The organism is Flavobacterium sp. FlaQc-48, from assembly GCF_044007335.1.
In the GTDB taxonomy this organism is placed as follows: Bacteria; Bacteroidota; Bacteroidia; order Flavobacteriales; family Flavobacteriaceae; genus Flavobacterium.
The window spans coordinates 118,707-141,974 of record NZ_JBIPCR010000004.1 but is presented as its reverse complement, the minus strand read 5'-3'; the positions used below and the strand labels follow the sequence as shown (position 1 = coordinate 141,974).

The following is a 23,268-nucleotide window of genomic DNA, read 5'->3' as shown; positions in this document are numbered from 1 at the left end:
TTAGAAGTAGTTCTGTTTTAGAAGTACGCAAAAATAAAAAAAGCCATTCAATTACGAATGGCTTTTTGGCTTTATATTCATTTCAGGCTTATAAATTACCCAAATAAACAATTTCTGTTCTTCTGTTCTCTGCTCTTCCGGCAGCTGTTTTATTTGATTTAACCGGTTTTGCAGCACCATAACCTTTAGAAGTTAAGTTTGCCGGATTTACTCCTTTTTCAATTAACAGGTCCATAATCACTTTTGCTCTGGCTTCGGATAACTTTTGGTTTGCTTTTGCATTTCCAACATTATCTGTGTGTCCGTTAATAGCAAATTTAGCATTTGGATAGTTCTTTAAAATTTCTTTTATCGCATCTAATCTTCCGGATGTATCTCCTTTTCTGGCATCGTTTAAAGTAGCTTTACCCGTTGTGAAAAAGATTGATTTTGCTTCCATCCTCAATTGCTCCAGTGTCGCTTTTGAAACTTTAGGACACCCTTTATTATCTGCAGGACCATAAATTAACGGGCAGTCATCTACATTATCCGCAACTCCGTCTTTATCAGCGTCTAAAACCGGGCAACCTTTGTATTCGGCTAAACCGGCAACGGTTGGGCAGGCATCGTCTTTATCCAAAATTCCATCTCCGTCTGTGTCTGGCCACGGACAACCTTTGTTTTCTACCGGACCGGCAATTGCAGGACAAGCATCTACATTGTCCAACAGCGTATCGCCATCAGAATCTTTCCAGGGACATCCTTTATTTTCTACAGGACCGGCAACATCCGGACAAGCATCGTCTTTATCAAAAACTTTATCTCCATCTGTATCGGGCCACGGACAGCCTTTATTTTCTTCCGGGCCTGCTACTTTTCTGCAGGCATCTTCTTTATCGATAATTCCGTCTCCGTCTGTATCTTTGAATTTCTTCTCATAAACCGGAATTTTTATCCCAAGATGAAAATCAGCAGCTTTTGATTCTTTCGAAACTAAATTGGTCCATACAGATCCGGAACCAATAAAGAAAGCCCCAACCCGTAATCCTGAACCCACCTGCATGCCGCTGTACTCCATATACGTCACGGGTACATAAAAGCTAAACCATCTGCTTTCGTAACGCGGTGTCAGAGTTACACGATCTGCAATTCCGTAACCGTTTATTTTATTGGCCGAAACTATGTTGATGTCTCCGTTAACATTCAAATAAAATTTTCGGTACATATTCCAGTCTACATCTGCGTGAAGTGCTGTAGGCAAATTGGTTTTCATACCTTTTGTCGAAGATGTTTTGGTATAATGCTCGTTAAGAAAATCATAGAAATTATCAGCATTATCAATCATTTGCTGTGTTATAACACCATTTACATTGTAGGTATCCTGTCTTGCATTTTTGTAATTGATTGATCCGATATCCGTAACCGATAATCCAAAACGTACTTTATATTTATTTAAGTCGCGAAAGTTATTATCTGCTTTTTTAGCTTTACTTAAATCGTATTTTTCATAATCCGGTCTCCATTCGTACACCAATCCCAGATCAAAACCAAACCCTCTTGCAGCTGAATCAAATTCGTAATCTTCTTTTGCTTCAAAATCCTGACTTGTTCCCACGCTAATTTGTCCGCTTGAAACAAGGGTTCCCAGATCAGGGCGTACCGTATTTTCATTGTATTTTAAAGTAACATTATTTCCTTTAACATATCCGTTAACGCCACCCTGAAGGTATTTTGCCGTTAAACCTCCTTTAAGAAAATGTTGGTTTTGCTGGTATAAAACTGCGGCATACGAAAGTCCAAGTTCTGCCCAGGTATTCGAAGCGCCATTGGCATTTCCGGCATTAAAATTAAAATCGCTCGCTTTATCCAGTCCTTCTTTAACCTGATCTACAAGGCTTCCGTTGATGTTTCTTACGTTTGTAACAGATCTTGCTCTTGTAAACAAAGCAATAGTGTGTTTGGGAGCAATATTAAACATAAAAGAGGGGCCCATTATATCAAAATTTGCGATACCATTATTGTTGCTTTTTGGTGTCATTTTAGCCTGACTGTCAAAATCATACCCTTTTTTATAGGTATCAAAAAGGCTTACTCCGTACAAATCATTTGCTACAGATCCGCTAATAGAGAACAAATTGATATCCGTTTTAAAACGGGAATCGGCAATCGATGCCGGATTAAAAAGCACGCTCTGAACACCTGCATAATTATCATGCGTATATCCCATATAAGACTGGGCTTTGGCTGAAAAAGCAAGAGTAATAAGTAATAAACTGAGTAAAGTTTTTTTCATTTAATATTTGGTTTATTAAGGTAAATTCGGCGGCAAAACTACACTTTTAGATTCATATCTATGTTACGCAAACATTGAATTCATGTAACATCTGCAACAAATTATGTAAGAAAAACAAATTGCTTATTTTATATTTTTGGTAACGAACCCTAAATCAAATCATTATGAGTCTGCATATTGGAATCACGCCGCAAAATTTAAAAAAAAGCACTACTATGCTTGCCACGATATTATCAAACGAAATGACCCTATATGTAAAAACCAGAAAGTTTCACTGGAACATTTCAGGAAACAGTTTTATGGAGCTGCACAAATTATTTGAAGATCAATACAGGATTCTGGAAGCCAATATCGACGAAGTTGCAGAACGCATTAGTCAGCTTGGCGAAAAAACAATTGGAACAATGAAGGAGTTTATCGAGAATTCGACCCTGAAAGAATCTCCAAAAGAATATGCTTCGCAAAAACACATGCTGGAAGAGCTTCTGGAAAACCATGAACAGGTGGTGACAGAATTAAGAGGTTTTATTCCGGTTTTTGAAAACGAAAGCCACGATGCCGGATCAGCTGATTTTGTAACGGGCCTGCTTCAGGAACATGAAAAAATGGCCTGGGTTTTACGCCGCTATCAGGTCTAAAAAAAGCAAAATGTGAATTATGAAACGCTTTGCAAAATTCATATAACAGAGATGCAAAGAAGATTTTGGAATTTTACATTATTATAAACAACAAAAAAACTATTATCATGAATACTACAGAAATAAAAGGAAACTGGAACGAGCTGAAAGGGAAATTAAAACAACAATATGCTGACCTGACAGATGATGATTTACTATATGATGAAGGAAAAGAAGACGAAATGTACGGAAAACTTCAACAAAAATTAGGAAAAACTAAAGATGAGGTTCGTAAAATTATTGCAGATTTGTAACCCCTTCTTATTCAATCAAAAATACCGTCTAGTACCACCTATTAGACGGTATTTTTTTGAGACTTTTATTTAAATATTGTCATGATGCAAATCGCTAACCGGCATTAAACTCTATAACCAAAAATAAATTAATTATCTTTAACCAAATTTTTATAAAATGAAGCTATTTATAAAGTTCGACATAAACACCATTTGTTCGCTATTTTTAAAACAAAACCTGGAACAAAACAACGTAAGTTTTACTACCCTGGGATTTGGTGAAATTGAAATTGCAGACAATTTTGATGCGGATGCACTCGAGGCTTTAAAAAATAATTTATTACCTTGTGGTTTTGAAGTGGTTGAAAATCAGAAAAGCGTTTTGGTCCAGAAAATAAAAGACGCCATAATTGAACTTGTTTTCATGGAAGACAGTAATAATTATAAAAGTTCTGTATTTTTAGCAGAGAAACTCAACCACAGTTATGGTTATTTATCGAATGTTTTTTCTGAAGTAACCTATTCTTCTATTGAAAATTTTATCATTTTACAAAAAATTGAAAGAGCCAAGCAATTAATTATTATTAATGAAATGAGTTTGACCGAGATTGCTTTTTTACTGAACTATTCGAGTGTTGCCCATTTGAGTACCCAGTTTAAAAATACAACCGGAATTACGCCATCGGCTTTTCAGAGAATAATTAAGAAACGTAGAGAAAATTTAAAATAAAACCCAAATACCCCACTAAAATGCAAAAAAACGCATTATACATTCTATTGGCTGATGACGACGAAGATGATCGCCTTTTTTTTAAGGATGCTTTTGAAGAAATAAAAATTCAGACAAAAGTTGATTTTGTTCATGACGGAATGCAATTAATGGATCATTTAATGAATCCGGACAATAAATTGCCGGATATTTTGTTTCTGGATTTGAATATGCCGAAAAAAACCGGTAAAGAATGTCTGATTGAAATTAAAAAAACAGAACACCTTAAAAACATAATTATTGCCATCTATTCTACTTCATCATCTGAAGAAGATATTGAAGATACTTTTATTGAGGGAGCCAATATTTATATCAAAAAGCCAAGCGATTTTAATACGCTTAAAAAAATAATTAATGAAGTCGTTACTGTAAACTGGCACTATCATACCTCCGGGTTAAATCGTGATAATTTCTTGTTGCGCCTAAAATAAGAGTTTACCAATGAAATGGATCCCAAATTTTAATTCTTCAAACTCATTGAGAGTTATATTTGTAATCGCGGTTTTCATTCTGTTATTTCTTTCTTCTATTGCATACAAACACAATCGGGATCTCGATGAGTCCAGTAAAGTGGTCATGCATACGTACGAAATAAACATTCAATTAGAGCGATTAATGTCTGCAATAAAAGACGCCGAAACGGGACAACGTGGTTATATTATAACACGAAATGCCCGATTTTTGACGCCTTATATTTATTCACGCGATAAAGTCAACACCTCGTTCATTACCTTAAAAAAACTAACTGCTGATAACCCAAAACAGCAGCAAAATCTTCAAAAGTTATTTAAACTCATTATTCAGCGTTTTGTTTCTTTTGAAAATTGTTTAAAATACAGCGATCCCAAAACATATGATAAGCGAAAACTCGACAATCATATGTTTGGCGGTCGAATCCTGATGGAGAACATTCGTTTTCAGGTAGACGAAATGAACGACATCGAGAAAAATTACTTAGCAAAAAGACTTAAAATTTATGCTGCCGAAATTTCTCTAAGCCCTATATTTTCTATTTCCTTGTTTCTCGTAGCGTTAAGTTTTATTTTATTGGCCTACAGACAAATTAGCCGTGACTTTGAACGTCTCAAAATCTACAATAAAAAACTATTGATTTCGAGCGGACTGATGGCCGAATCTGAAAGTATTGGAAAATTCAGCACCTGGCAATGGGACTTAGATTCGAATAAAATCGATTATTCTGACAACCAATATCGTTTATTGGGCTTTGAACCCAATGCCTTTGTTCCTGAAAAAGCCACTTTTCTTGAATTTGTACATCCTGATGACAGGGCAACCGTTGCAAAATCAATGGAAGGCATTGTCGAGAAAAAACAATTGCCGTTTGTCTATTACAAAATAACACGTCCGGATTATGAAATCAGGTATTTTAAATCGACCGGAAAACTGCTAACGGATCAGCACGGAAGCAAAATTTTACTGGGAATTAACTTTGATATTACCGATGAGCATTTGCTCAACATAGAACTTCAGGAACGTAACAGAGAACTGGAAAAAAGCAATAAAGAACTAGCCTCTTTTAACCATGTTGCGAGTCACGATTTACAAGAGCCATTACGAAAAATCCAGACCTTTATTTCAAGGGTTTCAGATGCTGACAAAGCTGTTATGTCTCAAAGTGCCAGGGATTACCTTTCTAAAATTGAAGTTTCGGCAAAAAGAATGCGTGTTTTAATTGACGATTTGCTTTTATTCTCGAGAACCAATACCACTAAAAAGGAGTTTATAAAACTAAGCTTAAACGATTTGCTTGAAAATGCAGAATCGGAACTGGCTGAAATAATCGAAGAAAAGAAAGCCATAATTACGACATCAAAATTGCCTAAACTTGCTGTTATACCGTATCAGATTGAACAACTTTTTATAAACCTGATTGGAAATTCTTTAAAATACAGTCAGCCAGACAGTATACCTGAAATTACAATCGAAAGCGAAAAAGTTAATTCAAGCGATTATCCGGATTTACTGGAACCGAATATTAAGAAATTCCATAAAATTACTTTCACGGATAACGGAATGGGGTTTGACCCTCAGTTTAAAGAAACTATTTTTGTTTTGTTTCAGCGTTTGCATTCTAAAACTGATTATCCGGGAACCGGAATTGGTTTAGCCATTTGCAAAAAAATCGTCGACAATCATAAAGGACATATTGTAGCCGACAGCACTCCTGGAAAAGGATCTGTTTTTACCGTTTTTCTTCCGGAATAGAAGTTTTGAGTTTTCAGTCTCAGTTTGCAACAACAACCAACCGAAAACCGAAACTAAAAACCAGGGACTATATTAATATGTAAGAAAATAAAAGTGTACTGCATTTTATCCCAACACAAAAAGAAATCATAGCAACTACTATGGTTTCTTTTTTTTTGCCTTAAACCCACCTTCAACAAACCCTTGAAAACCAAAGGATAATCTCGTAAATAAATCGATTATGGGAATTATATAAAGATTCTTTTTTATGCTGTAAAGTAAAATGTTTGTTTCGTTAGCATCTTTGTAATGTAATACTTTATGAAGTAAGAATGAAAGCAGCGCCCCGCATAAAAGCGACAATTTTTAGAGTACTTTTTTTATTGGCAATCACAGTTTGTATGGCTTCATGCAAAAAAATAAATCCGGTAGAAATCTCTTTAAAAAATGAAACTTTTACTAAAACGGAAAAAGAAGAAATCGAAGCCTTCTTTTTTATTGCAACGGCAAATGTGAGTAAATCCATTATTTCGAAAAGTCAAATTGCACAACAAAAAAGTTCAGATTTTACGATACTGGAGTTGAGTAAAAAAATAGAAATCAATCAGAACCAATTGTTGCAGGATATATCCGAAATGGCGAACAGAAAGCTCGTTATCATTACCGAAATAAATGCAACACATAAAATAGATTTATACGACCTGATTGACGCCAGTAGTACTGATTTTAATGCCACTTATCTGAATTCTGTTACAGAATCCTTACAAGAGCAAATTAAGTTGTTAGAATCGATTTCGAGAGAAACAAACGACAAAACAATATTAAAACTGGTATTACAATATTTACCTGAACAGTATCAGATTTTGCGCGAAATGCAAAAGATTAAAAACGAGATTAATTAAATGCCTATATATCTATTATTAACTAAATTATTTTTAACTATGAAAATGCAATCAAATTTTTTATGCGCCTTAACACTTTTTTTAACAGCTTCATTTGGAATGCTACACGCTCAGGACAATAATGTAAATACAGAGTTTGGTGTTAAAGGAGGATTTAACATGTCTAATCTATACGGTAGCGGAGATGACGTAAATGACAATAATGTATTATACGGATTTAACGCAGGGGTTTATGCCACATTACCTATTTCAGATTTCGTAGCCATACAGCCAGAGATTTTGTTTACTACAAAAGGAGCAAAATTAGAATATGACAATGCCTTTGCTTCAGGAGATGCAAAATTCAAATTAAACTATATCGAAGTTCCTTTATTAGTAAGGGTAAATATCACCAAAAATTTTAACGTTCATGCCGGTGGTTATGCATCATACCTGGTAAGTTCAAAAGTAACGGGTAGCGGAGATGTAAGTTTTGAACAAGAAATTGACAGAGATGATCTAAACAAGTTTGATGCCGGTATTGCTGCAGGTGTTGGAGTAGATTTTAACCCAATTAGTATAGGTTTACGTTACAACTACGGTCTAACAAATGTTGGTAAAGAAAGAACTGATGCAATAACAGGAACAACTTATACTTTCCCGGATGCAAAAAACAGCAATTTGACTTTATACCTTTCGTATAAGTTAAACTAGGAAAAAACACAATTATTAACCCCTTAATATAAAAACCATGTCAAATTTATTATATACAATCGCAGTAATCCTGGTGATTCTATGGGCCCTTGGGTTCTTTGTTTACAGCCTTGGAAGTATCATACACATATTACTGGTAATTGCCATTATCGCAATTCTGTTCCGACTTATTAAAGGTCGTGAAGTTTAAAAAAAAGAAATCAAACATTATTAAATAATTATATTAATCACTAAATCAAATATTATGAAAACGAGTAACACAATTTTAGGAATTTTAGGAGCTGCAGCTGCAGGAGCATTTTTAGGTGTATTATTTGCACCGGACAAAGGGTCAAACACAAGAAAAAAAATCTCAGATAAATCTAAAGATTACGGAGATAAAGCAAAAGCCAAATTTGATGATATTGTAAGCACAATTACTTCAAACGGTAAAGATATTATCGAAGAAGGAAAAGCAAAATTCAACCAGGCAAAAGAAGACTTCAACACTATTAAAGATGAAGCAAAAACTGTAAAAACGAACTACTAAAGAGTGAACTTTTTAAACCATAAATACCCTATATCATGGAATCAAATGCAACGACAAACGAGAACTTAAATCTTTATGAAAAAGCAGAGAATTATACCAAAACAAGTTTAGAATTACTAAAACTTAAAACGGTATCTGCAGTAGCTGATGTTTTATCAACACTTACATCTAGAATAGCAGTTGGAGCTGTTGTTGCATTTTTTACCCTGTTCCTGAATATAGGGATTAGTTTATGGCTTGGTAAACTCCTTGGAGAATATTATTACGGTTTTTTTATCGTAGCCCTTTTTTATCTGGTCGTTGCCGTGGTCATGCACAGCCTGCAACACAAGATTATTAAAACACCTATTGGAAACATGATTATTTCCAGTATTTTAAAAGAAACTAAAAAAGAAACTAATCCTGATTTAAATTAATCAATACCCTAAAAAAGACTGTTATGGAAACTATTTACACCTTTGATTCATTAGATCAGAAGATTCAGGAATTAGAAATTCGACAGGAAAGAGAATGGTGTTCTATTAAAGACGAAATCGATGAAATTAAGGACAATTTAAAGCCCCTGAACCTCATCAAAAACACAGTCGAGGAAATGAACGAAACTGTGGGATTTAAAAGCAACATGGCACAATCTGCCATAAGTATCGGAATTGGCTACCTCGCAAAACGATTTGTAGTAGGAAAAAGCACTTCGATGTTTAAAAGCATTTTGGGATCTGTATTACAACTTGCCGTGACTAATTTAGTTTCAAAAAAAACACATGAAGCCTCCCGTGAGGAATCATATCAACAAGAACCATCAAGAGAGTAATTGTCTAACATAAATTTATGTATTATGGAAAAGTTAAGCGAAATAGTATTAAAAAATGGTGTATACGTTTACTCGAACCTATATAAATGTTTCGAATTCTCGAGAGTATTTCTAGGTATCTAACTTGCTTTATACGTTTTTAAACAAACGGTTAAAGAGTTAATATCCTTCACTATATATTTTATTGAGGTTCAAAGACACTAAGTTACAAAGGCGCAAAGGTTTCTTTGCAAACTTAAAACAAGACTTAGTCTGAACTAAAAAAGAGACTGTTACACCATAGTGAAACAGTCTCTTTTTGTTTTAAGTGGCTAAGTTTGCTAAGTCTCTAAGCTGCTAAGAAAAAAAAGGTTTACCCAAGGAATATGATGTAATAACAATACATAATTACAATAAATGATCACTATCACACCCCAAGGTCGAAACCTTGATCCATGTTTATATTCAGTTTATTAATCCCTATACATCAAAAAAATATCCCGTTTCACGATTAGTGAAACGGGATATTTTTTTATAATCTAAGAAGTCCAACAATCTAAGAAGTCCAACAATCTAAAAATCTAAAAATCTAAGAAGTCTAAGAAGTCTAAGAAATTTAAAAAACTTCTGAAGCTTCCTTCAATTTCTCCATATTGTTTACCAATTGAAGCTCGGCAACAATTTTCTGAATGTCACCATTCATGATATTTCCTAAATCGTATAATGTCAAACCAACACGGTGATCGGTTACACGGCCTTGTGCGTAGTTGTAGGTACGAATTTTAGCCGAACGGTCACCTGAACTTACCTGTGATGTACGTTTTGTAGCATCTTCGGCCTCTTTCTTAGCCAATTCCTGTTCGTATAAACGAGAACGTAAAACGTTCAGTGCTTTATCTTTGTTTTTATGCTGTGATTTCTGATCCTGACATTGCGCCACCAATCCGGTTGGAATGTGCGTTAAACGTACTGCAGATTTCGTTGTATTTACAGATTGTCCTCCAGGTCCTGATGAACAGAAGAAATCAACACGAACGTCGTTCATATCAATTTGTACATCAAACTCTTCTGCTTCCGGTAAAACCATTACCGTAGCCGCAGAGGTATGCACACGACCCTGTGTTTCAGTCTGAGGCACACGTTGTACACGGTGTACTCCGGCTTCAAACTTCAAAGTTCCGTAAACATCCTCGCCCGAAACTTCAAAAATAACCTCTTTGAAACCTCCGGAAGTTCCTTCGTTCATATCTACTACAGAAGTTCTCCAACCCTGGTTCTCGCAATACTTCGTATACATTCTGAATAAATCTCCTGCAAAGATACTCGCTTCATCCCCACCCGTTCCGGCACGAATCTCGACCATTACGTTTTTAGCATCTTCAGGATCTTTAGGGATCAACATAAACTTGATTTCTTCTTCAAGTTCCGGCAATCTTTCTTTTGCTTCATCTAGCTGCATTTTGGCCATTTCGGTCATATCTGCATCACTTCCATCAGCAATAATTTCGTTTGCCTCATCTATATTAGCCATCAAAAGCACATATTCATCACGCTTTTCAGCCAATGCTTTCAGGTTTTTGTACTCCTGATTCAATTGCACATAACGTTTCTGATCAGAAATAACATCCGGCTGGATAATCAAGTCCGAAATCTCGTCGAAACGTTGTTTTACTATTTGAAGTCTATCTAACATTTTCTAATTCCTTTTATTGGAGTGCAAATTTACGAAATTTTTGTTTAAAATTCTAGTATTGATGGTTTGTGTTTTTTGAGCATGAAATTTAGTGGAATTAGGTTCGTTTTTTGGAGCTTCGTACTTCGTCAATCGCTATCTCCCCTGTCCTGCTATCCGCTTTATCTTTTTAGGCTTTTACAATCCGAATCAATGTTAATCACCACATAATGATTCACAAAATAAAATCTTCTTAATACGTCCATTTAACCGAATTTCGACTAGAAATACCCGATTATCGATTAATACTTTACTTACTAAACATCTATATTTGAATTTCTAATGAGAAAAAATAGGCCTGTCACAATCTAAAAAATCAGAAACAAAATAAATCTAAAGATGGAACTAAATAAAATCACAAAAATCTTAGAGGAGAATAATTACAAATACAAAGTAAAAAATCAGGTTATTGTTGTGTCCCTCGAATTTTCTCAAAATGTTGTATTTGATTTATCAAATTCCTCAAAAATTATAATCTCTGACCATCTTGCCAATTGGAATTTTCTAACGGGCTGTATCAAAATGAATTTAAAAAATGCCATTTTGTATAATTTTATTCTGCTTATATTTTTTGGTTTCTTTTGCCAATATGCCGCATTTATAGATTATAATTTCACAAGTCTACTTTTGACATTTATTGCCTGGGTGTTACTGTTTTCTATATTCTATCTAATTAAACTGGAAAGTTTTAAATTACAATTTAAAATATTGACAAAACAAACACAGTAACTAAACTCTTTAGTGCTGAAGTAAAAATGCGCAAAAAGTTTTTCTGACTTTTTGCGTATTTTTTATTGTTACTTCTATCAGAGCTAGTTTCTTTAAGGTTTTAAATTTGAACTGATTAGAAAGGTTTTTAGGAGCTGTTTCCTGCTATCCGCTATATCTTTTTAGGCAGATCTTTTAGAGACAAATGAGATGTTTTCGTTTACCTAAAAAGGATGCCGCTTCTATCAGGGCTAGGGTTGTCGGGTTTTAATTGGCTTTTATGGATTTCCGTAAAATATTTGAATTATAGGGATTTAATTTTATCGAAAATCATTAAATAAAATCAGGTGTTTTTACGTGGTGATTAATTTAAATTAAAGACGAAGTTTGTTTTTTGTAAAAATTATATGATTTACAAATTGGTAAAAATTTATAAAAACTAAATAATTCATATAGTAAATAAATTTTCACTTTAGATTGTGCGGATTTTTACTCTGTGCTCATAAATCAATTTTTTAGCAATGTAGAAACAACCAGATACAAATAAATTTATGAAAATACTTTTACTTCTTGATAAGGATTTACCAATTAATTTTGAATTACTAACTAAGTTTTTAAATCAAAAAACAGATTTTGTTAAATTTGAATTCAACTCAAATTTAATATCTTTTCCTAATGAATTAATGACAAAGTCTAAAACATTTGAAGATGTTGAAAATCAAATAAAAGTTGTTTCTAAAGAATATGATAAATTATTTTGTTTTACTGACAAACAATACATAGATAATTTTTTTATGCATGATGAAAATAATTTAGCCATTTTTTCATTTTATGATTGGGATTATTTAACAGATTTACCAATGTCAAATGGGACATTGCATTTTATAATATATTATTTGGCACTTTATATAAATCGCCCAGAATTTAGACATTATGAAAATACTGGGTGTATGTATGATTTTTTATATGACAAAAGTGGAATTGATTCAGGAATGAGACAAGCAGGCTTTTGTTCAAATTGTTTGGAAAGAATTTCAGAATCATTAATGTCGGAAGATGACTTTAAAATTTTTAAAGATTTAAAAGTCTTAATGAATGTTTTATCAGAATACTCAAGATGGAACAAGAATATTCTATCAGATATTAAAAAAAGTACAAGTAAAATACAAAAAAGAAAAGCAAAAAAATCTGATGCGATTCGGGTCGTTATTGCTTCTCCTGGTGATACTGCGTCTGAAAGAAAAATACTTCTTGATTCACTGGAAGTTAAATTCAGAAGAGATTTACACGAAAAGCATTGTGGATTTAGAATAATAGTTAATGGTTGGGAAGATTTGGCATCACAAAATGGTTATCCTCAAGATGTAATAAATGAAAAAATAATCACAGAATCTGATTTCGTGGTGACCATTTTCAAACATAAATTAGGAACACCAACAATTGATATAAATACTAATAGTGAAAGATTTGAATCAGGTACCGTAGAAGAGTTATTTCAAGCTCTAGATACATCAAAATCAAATCATCCAATTGGTATGGCTTATTTTTTTTCAACAGCACCTGTTATATCTTTAGATTCACCAGAAAAACTTAAAATAGAAACTGAATGGAATAGACTTACCAAGTTTAAAGAATCCATTAAGAATAAAATGATTTTTAAGCCATATATTGAAGGCAATGAACTTATTAACTTAATTTTAAAGGACTTAGAGAAGAATATTATTGATTTCATAATTAAGTAGTGTTTTAATTTAATAAAAAAAAATATGCCTACTTTCCCAAGCCCCCCCCCCCCCCCCGCTCTACGAAGTGTTTCCATTATCGCGATCGCTGTGCGAAGTCTCCCGACTTCGTACACACTTCAATAAGCCACAAAGAAATAAAATCATATTATTGCAAAATATAACAACGAGAAATATACATAATCAAGCATTGGAATATGGAAAAGAATATTGAAGAAGAAATAGAAAATCTAACAATAAGATTACTTGATCTGGTAAATCTAAATTGTTGGAATGCTATTTCAAGAAATTTAATGTTTATACTTTCAAATATTTCCGAAGCAGAAGGTGAAAACTTTTTTATTCAACGTAGTAATAGAAATAAGCTCAATAAGAAGAAAATACCAAAAAGCTTTAAAGAAGTAACAATTAGCCTAAAAGAAATTTACGATTTGATTTATGATGTAAATCTACATGTTTATAAATCAGAAAAGCATAGAACCATAATCGAAATAAGCTATTTTCTTAAAAGCGAACTGCCTCCTGATTATATAAAAACAATAGTTAACAATCCACCAATGTTGCATTGTAAAATAGCATTACCTCCATATCTAAATAACAAAAAAAATAAATTTGATGTTAATTGGGAATTGGGCGGAATTAGATATAATTGGAATATATTTTGGTGGAAAAAAAGATATATCTTTTCGCGAACACGAGCGCGACGCTCGCGCTAGCCGAAGAACACAAAACTGAAAACTCAATCATTACGCTAATCCTAAACAAGAATTCATACAAATGGATTTTATAGAAATAATTTCTGGTCGAATTTTATTGGAGTATTTAGGAGCATTAGTTAGATTCCTTTATTTAAACTTAAGATGTTTACTAAACGACGATGACTTTACGACATTCTCAAGTATATGGTCACCAAATGGCAGTAACAAAAAAAAGGAAGGAAACAGCTCTTTAAATCATATGGTTGGAGTCATATTCTTTGGAACACTTATATTTTTATTGGTCATTTTTAATACCTAACATTGATTGAAATAGAAATCTTATTTCGCATTAGACTTTAAACAAATCTTATGCAAATCATCCAATATTTCCATTTCCTGATCAGGTAAAAGCTGCAAGGCAATTTCAAGCAAAGTCACGACATTAATATCCGTATCTGATTCAAAAACAGCCAAACTTCGGGCTTCCTTATTCATTAAAACGATACTTGCTTTCAGAAGATCTGAAACCATTAGATTAAGTTCGTTATAACCGGAAACCTTTAGCGGTACACTAAACGAATTATCATTATTATCCTCTGATTTTAGCGTAGTGAATTTATTCATTCTACTCATTGATTCTAAAAAATCTCTGACTTGTTGTGTATGTTGTATTTCCATGATTGAAATTTAATTGAATTTTTGATTTTGATTTTCATCAAAACGAAACTACAAACAATAGATTATTTTTAGGTGATTGCATACAATCAGTTGTATTCAACCGATTGTATAAAAAAGAGTATTAAATTAGAATATTTAACTTTATATTCGTCATAATTTAAATCATTAAAACATTAAAAGTAAAACCAATATTAAATGCAGTTAAACAAAGAATTTGGGGTAGTTTTCGCTATTGCTTTTATTTTCTTCATGCTTTACAAACCCGTAATTTGTTTCTTAATGATGGGAACATTAGCATTATATTATGCCATTTACAGTTTTTCATTTTTGATTCGGATTAACAAAAACGGCATCGAGAAGCATGCGAAAATTGTATCGTACGAATTAGATGAGGAAGGTTATAAAACGCCTATCATTGAGTTTGAAATCTCTGAAGGAATCAATTTTACAGGAAAACCTTTTTTACATACATCATCAGATTTAGATAAATTTCAATCTTACCAGAGAAACCTAAATAAAACTATTAAAATAATCTACAATCCAAATGATCCTGAAAAATTTATTCTAAAAGATAATTTTAACTACTTTGGCTTAATAATCCTGATTGTTGTAGGCTTAGTTTTTAGCTGGATTTCGGTTGGAAATTTGCTCGGATATAATGATATATTTTAATAAACTAAAAACCTTTCCGAAAATACAGATCACACAATATCTTAAAATTTAAGTCGATGAAACTACTACTAACCACTTTACTTTTAATTTTCAACCTACAATATTCGCACAATCAAACAATTTCGTTGGCAATTATACACGTTCACTTGGTGAAGAAGGGAAACATATCATAGAATATAAACTAACCTTAAATCAGGGCGGAACTGCACCGGAAACCAATAACTATGGAAAAGGAAAATGGACCGCAAAAGACAATATGATTACTTTTTCCTATAACAAAAATGAAGATTTTGACGAGAAATATACTTTAAATTTTAATAATTCGACAGCAAGATTTATTTAGTTTTTGACCCAATCCAAAATATATACATCATAGACGATTTAGTTGTAAGTGATAATGGAGACAGGAATGAAGTTTTGGCTACAGTTGCCAAATCAGCTTATACATTTTCAGAAATATATCCAGAGAGAAATATTTTCATTAAAGGCAGTACTAAAGCATGAACTAGATTATACAGAAGAGCTATATCACTTAATCTTGAAGAGTTGTCAGAAACATTTCATATCTTTCGTGCAATGGAAGATAAAAATGGAGATGTTTTTGACGTTCCTTTTGATCCAAATGGTGATTTTTACGGATTTATTATTAAAAGAAAATAACATGAAAACACTAATTAAAAATACTGAGATTACTAAACAGGCAAAAGTAAATTCTACAGTAAAAGTAGATGTAAAATTAGATAACATAAAAAACATAAAATTTACCTCTAATAAGCCTGAAGAAATAAAAAAAGTTGAATTTAAACTAAGTTTCAAATAAATTGTTCTGCCTTAAAAAGCTATATATATTATATTAATTAAACCGTTACAAGAACTTTCTTGTAACGGTTTTGTTTTTTATTTCTTAATTTTATTTAAGTTCCTATCGAAAAGCCAATAACATGACCAAACCTCAAACCGAAACTTTAAAATCCAAACAACATTTTGAAATCCTTGACGGATTAAGAGAAGTAGCCGCTCTGGCGATTGCACAAAACTTACAACTATCACAATATTCCTTGCACTAAAATGAAAATTATTCTGGAAAGAAATTTAGATTTCAAACAATTTCAAAATCTAGTTGCTTTGACTTTTGTTACAGCAATGATGTTTCTTGGAATGATTTGCTCAGTTGATTTTCATTCTTATTATCATATTGAGATTGTTTTATTTTTTTTGACTATAATCTTCATTTCCATCTTATTTACGAAGAAAGGGTTATTGATAGAAAATCAAAAACTTTATAATGCTGTTTTTTTGTTTGGCTTCAATCTTCGAAAAAACCTGATTGAAATCTCAGATTTTCAACACCTTTTTGTGACTCAAGGAAAGCTTTCAACTAATTATGCTTATAGTTACGACATTAAAGAATTGCATAATTGGGAACCTGATTTAAATTATTCGGTACGTTGTTTTAACCTATTAGTGGCTGACGAAAACAAAACTCATACAAAAAAGATTTTGACTTTGACTAAATCAGAAAAAGCAAAATTGGCAATTGATTTTATTACTAAAAACACAAATCTAAATTATTAATAAATCAAGATCGCACGAAATTACCCGCAATCCTAAAACAAAAAAATCCTCCTCGTGACTTCACAAAAGTCAGCACTACTACATACAAAAACTTAGCAGCTTAGCATCTTAGAAACTTAGCTGCTCTTTTAATACACATTTTTATTGGCTTTATACCTAAATATGAAGGCCTTATGACATTTTTTCAGAAATCGCTTTCTTAATTATTTACTTTCAGGTCTTCAAAAACAGATAACTACAAAAATTAACTAAAGCCCCGTATTATGAAAACTACAAAAATGGTATTGCTTTTTATCACGCTAATCTCATTGTGTGCCTGTAAAAAGGACCCAAAAGGAGAAAAAGATAATTATACGACTCTAAAAAATAGCGCTGCTGATTCTGAGTGTTTAGCTCCTGCCAGTTGGTTTGCAATCGTAAACAACACCCGCCAGACTCCTCCGCCAAATGAAGGACCAACAAGCGTATTTGCCAACAATGCAACGGTAACCAATTGTGACTTTCATCAATGGTCGTGGCAAAAATTTCTTTGGCTCACCAATGAAGTCAACGGAAAGCCCTTTTTTATGACGAATCTGATTCAGGTCAATGCAGCAGGTCAGAAACTAGACCCAACTAATGGAATTGTTTTGACAGATACTGCTCAGGCAAGTGGTACGACTGATATTTTAAAAACGCCTAATTATCCGTCGGGTGTTCCTAAATCTACTACGGTATATTATTCTATATTTATGGACAACCTTCTTTATGGAACAATGCTCAAATATGGTCCAATAGCAAAAAATGATCCTTCAAAAGTAAAAGGTATCACTTTTCCTGTAGGCGCATTAGAACTTAAAACCTCCTGGATTGATGCGAGCGTTCTTAAAGATCCTTCTACTTATTTTATTACTCAGGGAGTAATCAATGGAGTAAAAACAAAAGTAGCACTTTTGGGAATGCATGTAGTGGGAGTTGTACAAAATCACCCTGAATTTGTATGGGCTACTTTTGAACATGAAAATCTTGCACCTGCTTACGACTGGTCAAAAGCTACGCCAACAACTGATGCGCCGGTGACGAGTACTGTTGATTATCCTTTTTTTAATAAAAGCACCACGGCAACGGTTAACAATATAACTTCTGGAAACGGAATTTACACCGATGTTTTTTCTGTTTACAAATATGGCGTTCCTGTCGAAAAAGCAATGAAAGGATCTCATAATGTTCAGCTTTATATGCAAACAAGCCAAAATGGTTCGCAAAACTTCAATAATATTCGTACTATTAATCAAAGTGTTAAAAATCAACTAAAAGGTATCTGGAACAATTATTTCTACAATGGTTCACTATGGATTAATACTGCAGGGTACAATACTAATCAGGCTCAGGCTGCTTTATTAGACTCGTTAAGTTATACTCTTTCCAATTCTGCACCCGGAAAATTAACCAGAGGCTCCGTTGCAGCCTACAATATTACTATGGAAACCTATGTTCAGGTAGGTTTTAGTCCAACATCAATACACGGGAATTCAGTAGGCAACCTTGTTAATTGCTTCTCTTGCCATAATACATCTAGTGGCGGAACTGTTTCTCCGCTCTATATAAGCCACGTTTTTACAGGATATGTAGAAAATCTGCAGGGCTTAAACAGAAAACAAATCAAACAGGCACATGTTAATGAAATTAAGAAACAATTCAATTTGCGTCTAAAATTAAGACAATCAAAATAACAAGTCACTTTACCTTTTTAAGCAAAGCTAAAATTGATAAGTACCAAAAACCACAAGCTTCTGTTTGTGGTTTTTATGTTTTATAAATGGGCCATCAGATTAAAAGGAAATCCGGTAATTGTTTTAGAAGCTAATTTTATTTCATAAATCTTTATTCAGCGTTTACGGCTTCACGTAAGGAATTTGATTTTAAACTAATTAGTTTTGGTAAAAGCTTTTTAATCTGTTTTTAGAACAATAAAAAACTAAAGCCATGAAACCAAAACCTTTTTATTTTTATAGTGCATTCGCTATCATTTTCATCTCGGCGTGTTTGTTATGGATACTAAGCAACAGAACATTCTCACAAAGAGCTACTACTATTTTTTATCGCGATAAAGAGGTTGAAAAAACGCTGGGATATACTTTAGAAGAATATCTTAAAACAAAATCTATCGTTTCATTAAAACTTATCGGAAACGAAAAATATGATGATCGTATTTTAAACCTTTTTCAACTGGAAATAAAAAAAATAATCAAAGCCCAAGATCCTCACAAAGGCATTCATTTAAAATTTAATAAAAAAACTTCGTACGAGGAGTTGATTCGTTCCTTTCAAATTTGCAAAATAGAAGATTGCAGCACATACGTGCCCGATGGATATGATCTTTGGGTCTTTCCGTTTTACAAAAAGAAAAATAAAAACTTAAAACTAAACCAATGAAACTAGTAATTACCTCCTTTTTTTTAATTTTTAGCCTGACAGTATTTGCACAATCAAATCAATTTGTTGGCGATTATACACGTTCCCTTAGTGAAGAAGGAAAACATATTATTGAATATAAACTAACTCTAAATGCAGACGGAACATTTGTGTTTCACTCCTATTCGAAAATACAGGGCGCCACGCCACCAGAAGTCAATACATACGGAAAAGGAAAATGGACTGCAAAAAACAATATAATTACTTTTTCTTCTAACAACAAAGAAGATTTTAACGAAAAATACACCCTCGATTTTAATAATTCTCAAGCGAGATTTGTAACTAAAAACCCCAGAGACAAAACAGATCAGGTCGTTAAAACAAGACTTACTTTTGTAGCATCAGAAATTCGATGGATGCAAAGGCTTGATGTTTTTAAAGTGTAAAAACAATAAAAATACTACTATTTGTAAAAAACAATACTCAGCTTATGATGAAAAACAACTTCAAATTTGGGATCATATTACTTATAACAACTATTATCACAAGCTGTAAAACAGAGAATCCGGATTTTAAACTTTATTCGTGCGGGTTTGATCAGCTTCAGTACAACGACCCGGTCAATTACAGCAAATGGGTTGAAAATAAACAACAAGCCCTTAAAACAAAACTTACCTTCGATTCAAGCCTGGACAAAAGAAATTTAGATAGTTTATATCAGGAAACCGCACAATTTTTATTTATAGTTGGCGGTGGCGGAACCTACGTTCCTATAGAAAAATGCTCCGCAGAAATTAAAAATAATAGCGTACTCATTAAATATACCGGAAATTCAATTAAAGGCCCTGTTGGTGAAGCTGCTTCTACTTTGATTTGCCTGGAAATCAACAAGAAAAAATATCCCAATTATAAAAACATGAGGATTAAGTATATAAACGAGAATTGGTAAAATGAATAAAACCGGATCAAATGACTCTGTACCCAAAATGATCCAGCTTTGAAAAGACATTATTTCCAATGCTGCCTGCCATCCTGATTAGTTTAACTTAGTTTTAATGCTGCAAAAAGACATCTTCAATTTGCTTAAAATCATTGTCTTTTTCAAAATTTACATTACTTAATTCTTTACTGTAAAATTTTTCAATAAACAATTTAATGACGTGCATGACCTCTGAACTATTGCCACTATTTGACAAAAGTTCTTTAAATAAAAAGCCTGATAATTTCAATTTTTTATGAGAATACTGATTTAACATTAAAGCAGAATCTGTAGTCTTATGAATTTCGATCATTTGATCTACTTTGTTTATTTCTTCAATAAGATCCAAAATAGTATATAATTTATTGTCTTTCATACTAATTAAATAAAAATTTCTAAAAATCCTTTTGCTAATTTATTTCCCCTAATTCTTCTTGTTCTTGTAAATATCTCGTACCAATGTGCATAGTCTGCTCTATACTTGAAATAGTCTTTATGGTCTTGGGGATATACTTCAATAATATAAGCATCAACTCCGTAAATTGATTCAGAGGCCGGAAATATAAATTTATTTACTGTATCTCCTAATCGTTTTATTACATCATAGTCTATAAAAGTAACCAAATCTATATCTCCCGGATTTCTTTTCTGCGTAACATATGAACCGTTAATCCATTGTTGAAGTTCTTTTAAATTAAATACCTCTTTTAAATCATTACTATATTTAACATAATTGTCAAATAACTCTTTTCGCTTTTCAGTTTGAATCTTGTCTACAAATTCATTCTCTAATTCATGAAGTGTTGATTTGATTAAAGCATCAGGAACAAGTAAGCCAGAATGATTAAAATTTAGCATATCTAAAAAAAAATTATATTCAAAGATAATAAATAAAACTTCAGACAGTTACATATCCCATCAGCCAAAAACCTGCATCATAATAAAAAGAGGCATAAATTATTTAAATTTTTCTCGATGCTTCTAAATCAAAAAAAGAGTCAGGTTTGGAACACTATTTTTATAAGTCTTTCAATGTTAAGTTATATATTTGAAAAACAATAAATATGTTAAAAACAGCATAGGCTGAGCAAATTTAAGAATGGTAAACCGGACTGGCTTTATACGTATTATTTACCTACCCTAAACCAAGAATTCAATAATATTGTTTAGAATACATGAAAGATCACGAAATAGTAATAAATGAATTATCTGAATTATTTAGAACATTGTCATGGTATGCAGGTAATAAAACAGAAGAATTTGCAGATCAGTTAATTGCAAAAGTCAGAAAATTTCAAACTCCTGAAATTACAGAATTATTTAAAGAAATAAACGGGAAATGCAAAAAAGAAAACAACTCTTAACTCAGCCAGCATAAGTATCCTATACTTAACTTTAACCATTTATAAGCCAAAATATCAAAATAAAAAACATGACCGCACCAAATACCGAAACTCTAAAACCCAAACAACATTTTGAAATCCTTGACGGTTTAAGAGGAGTAGCCGCTCTGGCGATTGTCTTTTTTCATTTTATGGAAATCGTCTATCCTCCAAACGAAAATTTTATTGCGCATGGTTTTTTAGCGGTTGATTTTTTCTTTTGTCTTTCCGGATTTGTTATTGCTTATGCCTATCACGACCGAATTGGCAAAATGAAACTTAGTGATTTTTTTAAATTAAGACTGATCAGGTTGCATCCTTTGGTTGTCTTTGGTTCTGTATTAGGTGTATTGGCTTTTCTTTTTGACCCGTTTGGCGGGCATCCTGAAACCTATGACACCGGTAAACTGATTCTGATTGTTCTGGCTTCGGTTTTTCTGATTCCGTTTCCGGTAATGGCAGATCGTTATTTTAATTTGTTTGGTTTAAACGCCCCTGGTTGGTCGTTGTTTTGGGAATATGTTGCCAATATTTTGTATGCGCTTTTTCTTTATAAACTAAGCCGTCGTTCGCTCTTTTTATTAACCGTTTTGGCTGCAGCAGGAATTTGTTTTGTCAGCCAGCGTGCAGGAGGTTCTTTAATGGGCGGATGGAGCGGAGAAACCTTTTGGGATGGCTGCGCGCGTATCTCGTATTCTTTTTTAGCCGGTATGTTTATTTACCGTTCTAATTGGATTATCAAATCAAAACTGGGTTTTGTTGGTCTTTCCGTATTGCTCCTTTTAACCTTCTTCATGCCTTTTTCTAACTGGAACTGGCTCACAGAACCTTTTGTAGTGCTGATTTATTTTCCGTTATTGATTGTAATGGGAGCCGGAGCAACACTAAAACAAGGTTTAAAAAGACTTTGTATCTTCCTCGGAAAAATATCGTATCCGTTATACATGACGCATTATGCCGTAATGTGGATGTTTGCCCACTATTACACCAAATACAAACCTGCAGCGGGTCAACTGGCTTTGATTATGATTACGGGAACAATTCTGTTATTGGGAATCGCTTATTTAACGATGGTTTTATATGACACTCCTATTCGTAAGTATTTAACTGAAAGAAGCAAGAAGGCTTAATTATTTAAAAGAACAAACAGTATTTTTATATTCTAAAGATACAATTCTTTCAATATTTATGGAAAAAATAAAGCTAATCATTTCAATTATAGTTTCCCTTTTAAGCTTTTTAACGTACTCACAGCAAAAGAATTCAAATACAATTTTAGGATTTGCTTGTGGCGGAACCGGAAATGCGACAAAAGCTGTTCATCATGTTTACCAGACTATGGTTGAAAAGAAATTTCAGGAAGTCACCAAATTATTATATTCCAAAAGTCCTGCTGAAAAATTTTTAGCAGTTATAATTTGTGAGAAACTTGCTGAAAAAAGAAAAATAGAACTCACACAAAAAGATTTGGATAAAATTAAAAATTTGTATCATTCTGATGAGCTTGTTCATGTATGTGGCGGCTGCACTTTTGAAGGTAGCTTGAAAATGTCAGTATTATTAAATGCCAAAGAAGATTTGGAACATGTGAGAGAAGAAGCAGTACTATATTTTAATGATGTTTTATAATAAAAATAA

The 23,268-nt window shown here is 32.7% G+C and carries 30 protein-coding genes and 1 pseudogene; 26 read left to right on the top strand and 5 right to left on the bottom strand.

Features of this window, described 5'->3' with window-relative positions:
* Window positions 1-88: 88 nt before the first annotated feature.
* Window positions 89-2,272, bottom strand: a complete 2,184-nt coding sequence (locus ACHRWY_RS08120; RefSeq protein WP_395353758.1) for a DUF5723 family protein — start codon at window positions 2,270-2,272, stop codon at window positions 89-91.
* 164 nt (window positions 2,273-2,436) lie between these two features.
* Here ACHRWY_RS08120 and ACHRWY_RS08115 point away from each other — a divergent pair, with 164 nt between their 5' ends.
* The 11 genes from ACHRWY_RS08115 (at window position 2,437) to ACHRWY_RS08065 (ending at window position 9,091) form a co-directional block, all read left to right on the top strand.
* Entirely contained in the window at window positions 2,437-2,910 is a 474-nt protein-coding gene (locus ACHRWY_RS08115) for a Dps family protein (protein ID WP_395353757.1), read from the top strand.
* A gap of 107 nt (window positions 2,911-3,017) precedes the next feature.
* Window positions 3,018-3,203: a CsbD family protein gene (locus ACHRWY_RS08110; protein ID WP_055098382.1), complete on the top strand. Its 186-nt coding sequence runs from the start codon at window positions 3,018-3,020 to the stop codon at window positions 3,201-3,203.
* 157 nt (window positions 3,204-3,360) lie between these two features.
* Complete coding sequence (locus tag ACHRWY_RS08105) at window positions 3,361-3,912, top strand: helix-turn-helix domain-containing protein (protein WP_395353756.1); 552 nt, start codon at window positions 3,361-3,363, stop codon at window positions 3,910-3,912.
* A gap of 20 nt (window positions 3,913-3,932) precedes the next feature.
* The gene (locus ACHRWY_RS08100) at window positions 3,933-4,382 is read left to right on the top strand and encodes a response regulator (protein WP_395353755.1); all 450 of its coding nucleotides are present in this window, start codon (window positions 3,933-3,935) and stop codon (window positions 4,380-4,382) included.
* Between the two features lie 10 nt (window positions 4,383-4,392).
* Window positions 4,393-6,177, top strand: a complete 1,785-nt coding sequence (locus ACHRWY_RS08095; RefSeq protein ID WP_395353754.1) for a CHASE3 domain-containing protein — start codon at window positions 4,393-4,395, stop codon at window positions 6,175-6,177.
* Window positions 6,178-6,488: 311 nt separating this feature from the next.
* A complete protein-coding gene (locus ACHRWY_RS08090) occupies window positions 6,489-7,058 on the top strand; it encodes a DUF4142 domain-containing protein (RefSeq protein WP_395353753.1) in 570 nt (189 codons plus the stop codon).
* A gap of 39 nt (window positions 7,059-7,097) precedes the next feature.
* On the top strand, window positions 7,098-7,751 hold the full coding sequence (locus ACHRWY_RS08085) for a porin family protein (protein WP_395353752.1): 654 nt from the start codon (window positions 7,098-7,100) through the stop codon (window positions 7,749-7,751).
* 37 nt (window positions 7,752-7,788) lie between these two features.
* Window positions 7,789-7,941: a lmo0937 family membrane protein gene (locus ACHRWY_RS08080; protein WP_109746162.1), complete on the top strand. Its 153-nt coding sequence runs from the start codon at window positions 7,789-7,791 to the stop codon at window positions 7,939-7,941.
* 54 nt (window positions 7,942-7,995) lie between these two features.
* Window positions 7,996-8,280, top strand: coding sequence for a YtxH domain-containing protein (locus ACHRWY_RS08075; RefSeq protein WP_395353751.1), 285 nt, complete (start codon window positions 7,996-7,998; stop codon window positions 8,278-8,280).
* Between the two features lie 35 nt (window positions 8,281-8,315).
* Complete coding sequence (locus ACHRWY_RS08070) at window positions 8,316-8,696, top strand: hypothetical protein (RefSeq protein ID WP_395353750.1); 381 nt, start codon at window positions 8,316-8,318, stop codon at window positions 8,694-8,696.
* A gap of 23 nt (window positions 8,697-8,719) precedes the next feature.
* Window positions 8,720-9,091 (top strand): hypothetical protein, encoded by a 372-nt coding sequence (locus ACHRWY_RS08065; RefSeq protein WP_395353749.1) that lies wholly within the window; start codon window positions 8,720-8,722, stop codon window positions 9,089-9,091.
* Window positions 9,092-9,686: 595 nt separating this feature from the next.
* Here the strand turns inward: ACHRWY_RS08065 and prfA are convergent.
* Window positions 9,687-10,763, bottom strand: a complete 1,077-nt coding sequence (gene prfA / locus ACHRWY_RS08060; RefSeq protein WP_026981929.1) for a peptide chain release factor 1 — start codon at window positions 10,761-10,763, stop codon at window positions 9,687-9,689.
* Between the two features lie 378 nt (window positions 10,764-11,141).
* Here prfA and ACHRWY_RS08055 point away from each other — a divergent pair, with 378 nt between their 5' ends.
* From ACHRWY_RS08055 to ACHRWY_RS08045, 3 genes are all read left to right on the top strand, one after another.
* Entirely contained in the window at window positions 11,142-11,531 is a 390-nt protein-coding gene (locus ACHRWY_RS08055) for a hypothetical protein (protein ID WP_395353748.1), read from the top strand.
* Window positions 11,532-12,061: 530 nt separating this feature from the next.
* A complete protein-coding gene (locus ACHRWY_RS08050; RefSeq protein ID WP_395353747.1) occupies window positions 12,062-13,252 on the top strand; it encodes a hypothetical protein in 1,191 nt (396 codons plus the stop codon).
* Between the two features lie 197 nt (window positions 13,253-13,449).
* Complete coding sequence (locus ACHRWY_RS08045) at window positions 13,450-13,968, top strand: hypothetical protein (protein ID WP_395353746.1); 519 nt, start codon at window positions 13,450-13,452, stop codon at window positions 13,966-13,968.
* A gap of 321 nt (window positions 13,969-14,289) precedes the next feature.
* Here ACHRWY_RS08045 and ACHRWY_RS08040 read toward each other — a convergent pair whose 3' ends face one another.
* Window positions 14,290-14,628, bottom strand: coding sequence for a hypothetical protein (locus ACHRWY_RS08040; RefSeq protein ID WP_395353745.1), 339 nt, complete (start codon window positions 14,626-14,628; stop codon window positions 14,290-14,292).
* A 195-nt stretch (window positions 14,629-14,823) separates the two neighbouring features.
* On the opposite strand from ACHRWY_RS08040, the gene ACHRWY_RS08035 reads away from it, so the two are divergent.
* From ACHRWY_RS08035 to ACHRWY_RS07995, 9 genes and pseudogenes are all read left to right on the top strand, one after another.
* Window positions 14,824-15,300 (top strand): DUF3592 domain-containing protein, encoded by a 477-nt coding sequence (locus ACHRWY_RS08035; protein WP_395353744.1) that lies wholly within the window; start codon window positions 14,824-14,826, stop codon window positions 15,298-15,300.
* 333 nt (window positions 15,301-15,633) lie between these two features.
* A pseudogene (locus tag ACHRWY_RS08030) lies at window positions 15,634-15,960 on the top strand (DUF6934 family protein).
* A gap of 1 nt (window position 15,961) precedes the next feature.
* Window positions 15,962-16,120: a hypothetical protein gene (locus tag ACHRWY_RS08025; protein ID WP_395353743.1), complete on the top strand. Its 159-nt coding sequence runs from the start codon at window positions 15,962-15,964 to the stop codon at window positions 16,118-16,120.
* A 121-nt stretch (window positions 16,121-16,241) separates the two neighbouring features.
* On the top strand, window positions 16,242-16,367 hold the full coding sequence (locus ACHRWY_RS08020; RefSeq protein ID WP_395353742.1) for a hypothetical protein: 126 nt from the start codon (window positions 16,242-16,244) through the stop codon (window positions 16,365-16,367).
* A gap of 1 nt (window position 16,368) precedes the next feature.
* Entirely contained in the window at window positions 16,369-16,875 is a 507-nt protein-coding gene (locus ACHRWY_RS08015; protein WP_395353741.1) for a hypothetical protein, read from the top strand.
* Window positions 16,876-17,138: 263 nt separating this feature from the next.
* On the top strand, window positions 17,139-18,587 hold the full coding sequence (locus ACHRWY_RS08010) for a hypothetical protein (protein ID WP_395353740.1): 1,449 nt from the start codon (window positions 17,139-17,141) through the stop codon (window positions 18,585-18,587).
* A 253-nt stretch (window positions 18,588-18,840) separates the two neighbouring features.
* Window positions 18,841-19,290 (top strand): hypothetical protein, encoded by a 450-nt coding sequence (locus tag ACHRWY_RS08005; RefSeq protein WP_395353739.1) that lies wholly within the window; start codon window positions 18,841-18,843, stop codon window positions 19,288-19,290.
* On the top strand, window positions 19,287-19,715 hold the full coding sequence (locus ACHRWY_RS08000; protein WP_395353738.1) for a copper resistance protein NlpE N-terminal domain-containing protein: 429 nt from the start codon (window positions 19,287-19,289) through the stop codon (window positions 19,713-19,715). The genes ACHRWY_RS08005 and ACHRWY_RS08000 overlap by 4 nt, the downstream gene beginning before the upstream one ends.
* 44 nt (window positions 19,716-19,759) lie before the next feature.
* Window positions 19,760-20,218: a hypothetical protein gene (locus tag ACHRWY_RS07995; protein WP_395353737.1), complete on the top strand. Its 459-nt coding sequence runs from the start codon at window positions 19,760-19,762 to the stop codon at window positions 20,216-20,218.
* A gap of 103 nt (window positions 20,219-20,321) precedes the next feature.
* Here the strand turns inward: ACHRWY_RS07995 and ACHRWY_RS07990 are convergent, their stop codons facing one another.
* Window positions 20,322-20,624 (bottom strand): hypothetical protein, encoded by a 303-nt coding sequence (locus ACHRWY_RS07990; protein ID WP_395353736.1) that lies wholly within the window; start codon window positions 20,622-20,624, stop codon window positions 20,322-20,324.
* Window positions 20,625-20,629: 5 nt separating this feature from the next.
* Complete coding sequence (locus tag ACHRWY_RS07985; RefSeq protein WP_395353735.1) at window positions 20,630-21,106, bottom strand: DUF6932 family protein; 477 nt, start codon at window positions 21,104-21,106, stop codon at window positions 20,630-20,632.
* A gap of 317 nt (window positions 21,107-21,423) precedes the next feature.
* On the opposite strand from ACHRWY_RS07985, the gene ACHRWY_RS07980 reads away from it, so the two are divergent.
* The 3 genes from ACHRWY_RS07980 to ACHRWY_RS07970 all read left to right on the top strand — a co-directional run bounded on the left by ACHRWY_RS07980 (window position 21,424) and on the right by ACHRWY_RS07970 (window position 23,259).
* On the top strand, window positions 21,424-21,612 hold the full coding sequence (locus ACHRWY_RS07980) for a hypothetical protein (protein WP_395353734.1): 189 nt from the start codon (window positions 21,424-21,426) through the stop codon (window positions 21,610-21,612).
* Window positions 21,613-21,680: 68 nt separating this feature from the next.
* The gene (locus tag ACHRWY_RS07975; RefSeq protein ID WP_395353733.1) at window positions 21,681-22,760 is read left to right on the top strand and encodes an acyltransferase family protein; all 1,080 of its coding nucleotides are present in this window, start codon (window positions 21,681-21,683) and stop codon (window positions 22,758-22,760) included.
* 58 nt (window positions 22,761-22,818) lie between these two features.
* Complete coding sequence (locus ACHRWY_RS07970; RefSeq protein ID WP_395353732.1) at window positions 22,819-23,259, top strand: hypothetical protein; 441 nt, start codon at window positions 22,819-22,821, stop codon at window positions 23,257-23,259.
* Window positions 23,260-23,268 lie beyond the last annotated feature (9 nt).

Coding starts and splice junctions, on each gene's coding strand:
- ACHRWY_RS08110 (WP_055098382.1), top strand. CDS start 3,018: ATGAATACTACAGAAATAAAAGGAAACTGGAACGAGCTGAAAGGGAAA.
- ACHRWY_RS07970 (WP_395353732.1), top strand. CDS start 22,819: ATGGAAAAAATAAAGCTAATCATTTCAATTATAGTTTCCCTTTTAAGC.
- ACHRWY_RS08085 (WP_395353752.1), top strand. CDS start 7,098: ATGAAAATGCAATCAAATTTTTTATGCGCCTTAACACTTTTTTTAACA.
- ACHRWY_RS08075 (WP_395353751.1), top strand. CDS start 7,996: ATGAAAACGAGTAACACAATTTTAGGAATTTTAGGAGCTGCAGCTGCA.
- prfA (WP_026981929.1), bottom strand. CDS start 10,763: ATGTTAGATAGACTTCAAATAGTAAAACAACGTTTCGACGAGATTTCG.
- ACHRWY_RS08050 (WP_395353747.1), top strand. CDS start 12,062: ATGAAAATACTTTTACTTCTTGATAAGGATTTACCAATTAATTTTGAA.
- ACHRWY_RS08065 (WP_395353749.1), top strand. CDS start 8,720: ATGGAAACTATTTACACCTTTGATTCATTAGATCAGAAGATTCAGGAA.
- ACHRWY_RS08040 (WP_395353745.1), bottom strand. CDS start 14,628: ATGGAAATACAACATACACAACAAGTCAGAGATTTTTTAGAATCAATG.
- ACHRWY_RS08120 (WP_395353758.1), bottom strand. CDS start 2,272: ATGAAAAAAACTTTACTCAGTTTATTACTTATTACTCTTGCTTTTTCA.
- ACHRWY_RS08015 (WP_395353741.1), top strand. CDS start 16,369: ATGAAAATTATTCTGGAAAGAAATTTAGATTTCAAACAATTTCAAAAT.
- ACHRWY_RS08105 (WP_395353756.1), top strand. CDS start 3,361: ATGAAGCTATTTATAAAGTTCGACATAAACACCATTTGTTCGCTATTT.
- ACHRWY_RS08100 (WP_395353755.1), top strand. CDS start 3,933: ATGCAAAAAAACGCATTATACATTCTATTGGCTGATGACGACGAAGAT.
- ACHRWY_RS07995 (WP_395353737.1), top strand. CDS start 19,760: ATGATGAAAAACAACTTCAAATTTGGGATCATATTACTTATAACAACT.
- ACHRWY_RS08090 (WP_395353753.1), top strand. CDS start 6,489: ATGAAAGCAGCGCCCCGCATAAAAGCGACAATTTTTAGAGTACTTTTT.
- ACHRWY_RS08005 (WP_395353739.1), top strand. CDS start 18,841: ATGAAACCAAAACCTTTTTATTTTTATAGTGCATTCGCTATCATTTTC.
- ACHRWY_RS08025 (WP_395353743.1), top strand. CDS start 15,962: ATGAAAACACTAATTAAAAATACTGAGATTACTAAACAGGCAAAAGTA.
- ACHRWY_RS07980 (WP_395353734.1), top strand. CDS start 21,424: ATGAAAGATCACGAAATAGTAATAAATGAATTATCTGAATTATTTAGA.
- ACHRWY_RS08000 (WP_395353738.1), top strand. CDS start 19,287: ATGAAACTAGTAATTACCTCCTTTTTTTTAATTTTTAGCCTGACAGTA.
- ACHRWY_RS08035 (WP_395353744.1), top strand. CDS start 14,824: ATGCAGTTAAACAAAGAATTTGGGGTAGTTTTCGCTATTGCTTTTATT.
- ACHRWY_RS07990 (WP_395353736.1), bottom strand. CDS start 20,624: ATGAAAGACAATAAATTATATACTATTTTGGATCTTATTGAAGAAATA.
- ACHRWY_RS08010 (WP_395353740.1), top strand. CDS start 17,139: ATGAAAACTACAAAAATGGTATTGCTTTTTATCACGCTAATCTCATTG.
- ACHRWY_RS08115 (WP_395353757.1), top strand. CDS start 2,437: ATGAGTCTGCATATTGGAATCACGCCGCAAAATTTAAAAAAAAGCACT.
- ACHRWY_RS08020 (WP_395353742.1), top strand. CDS start 16,242: ATGACCAAACCTCAAACCGAAACTTTAAAATCCAAACAACATTTTGAA.
- ACHRWY_RS08070 (WP_395353750.1), top strand. CDS start 8,316: ATGGAATCAAATGCAACGACAAACGAGAACTTAAATCTTTATGAAAAA.
- ACHRWY_RS07985 (WP_395353735.1), bottom strand. CDS start 21,106: ATGCTAAATTTTAATCATTCTGGCTTACTTGTTCCTGATGCTTTAATC.
- ACHRWY_RS08095 (WP_395353754.1), top strand. CDS start 4,393: ATGAAATGGATCCCAAATTTTAATTCTTCAAACTCATTGAGAGTTATA.
- ACHRWY_RS07975 (WP_395353733.1), top strand. CDS start 21,681: ATGACCGCACCAAATACCGAAACTCTAAAACCCAAACAACATTTTGAA.
- ACHRWY_RS08045 (WP_395353746.1), top strand. CDS start 13,450: ATGGAAAAGAATATTGAAGAAGAAATAGAAAATCTAACAATAAGATTA.
- ACHRWY_RS08080 (WP_109746162.1), top strand. CDS start 7,789: ATGTCAAATTTATTATATACAATCGCAGTAATCCTGGTGATTCTATGG.
- ACHRWY_RS08055 (WP_395353748.1), top strand. CDS start 11,142: ATGGAACTAAATAAAATCACAAAAATCTTAGAGGAGAATAATTACAAA.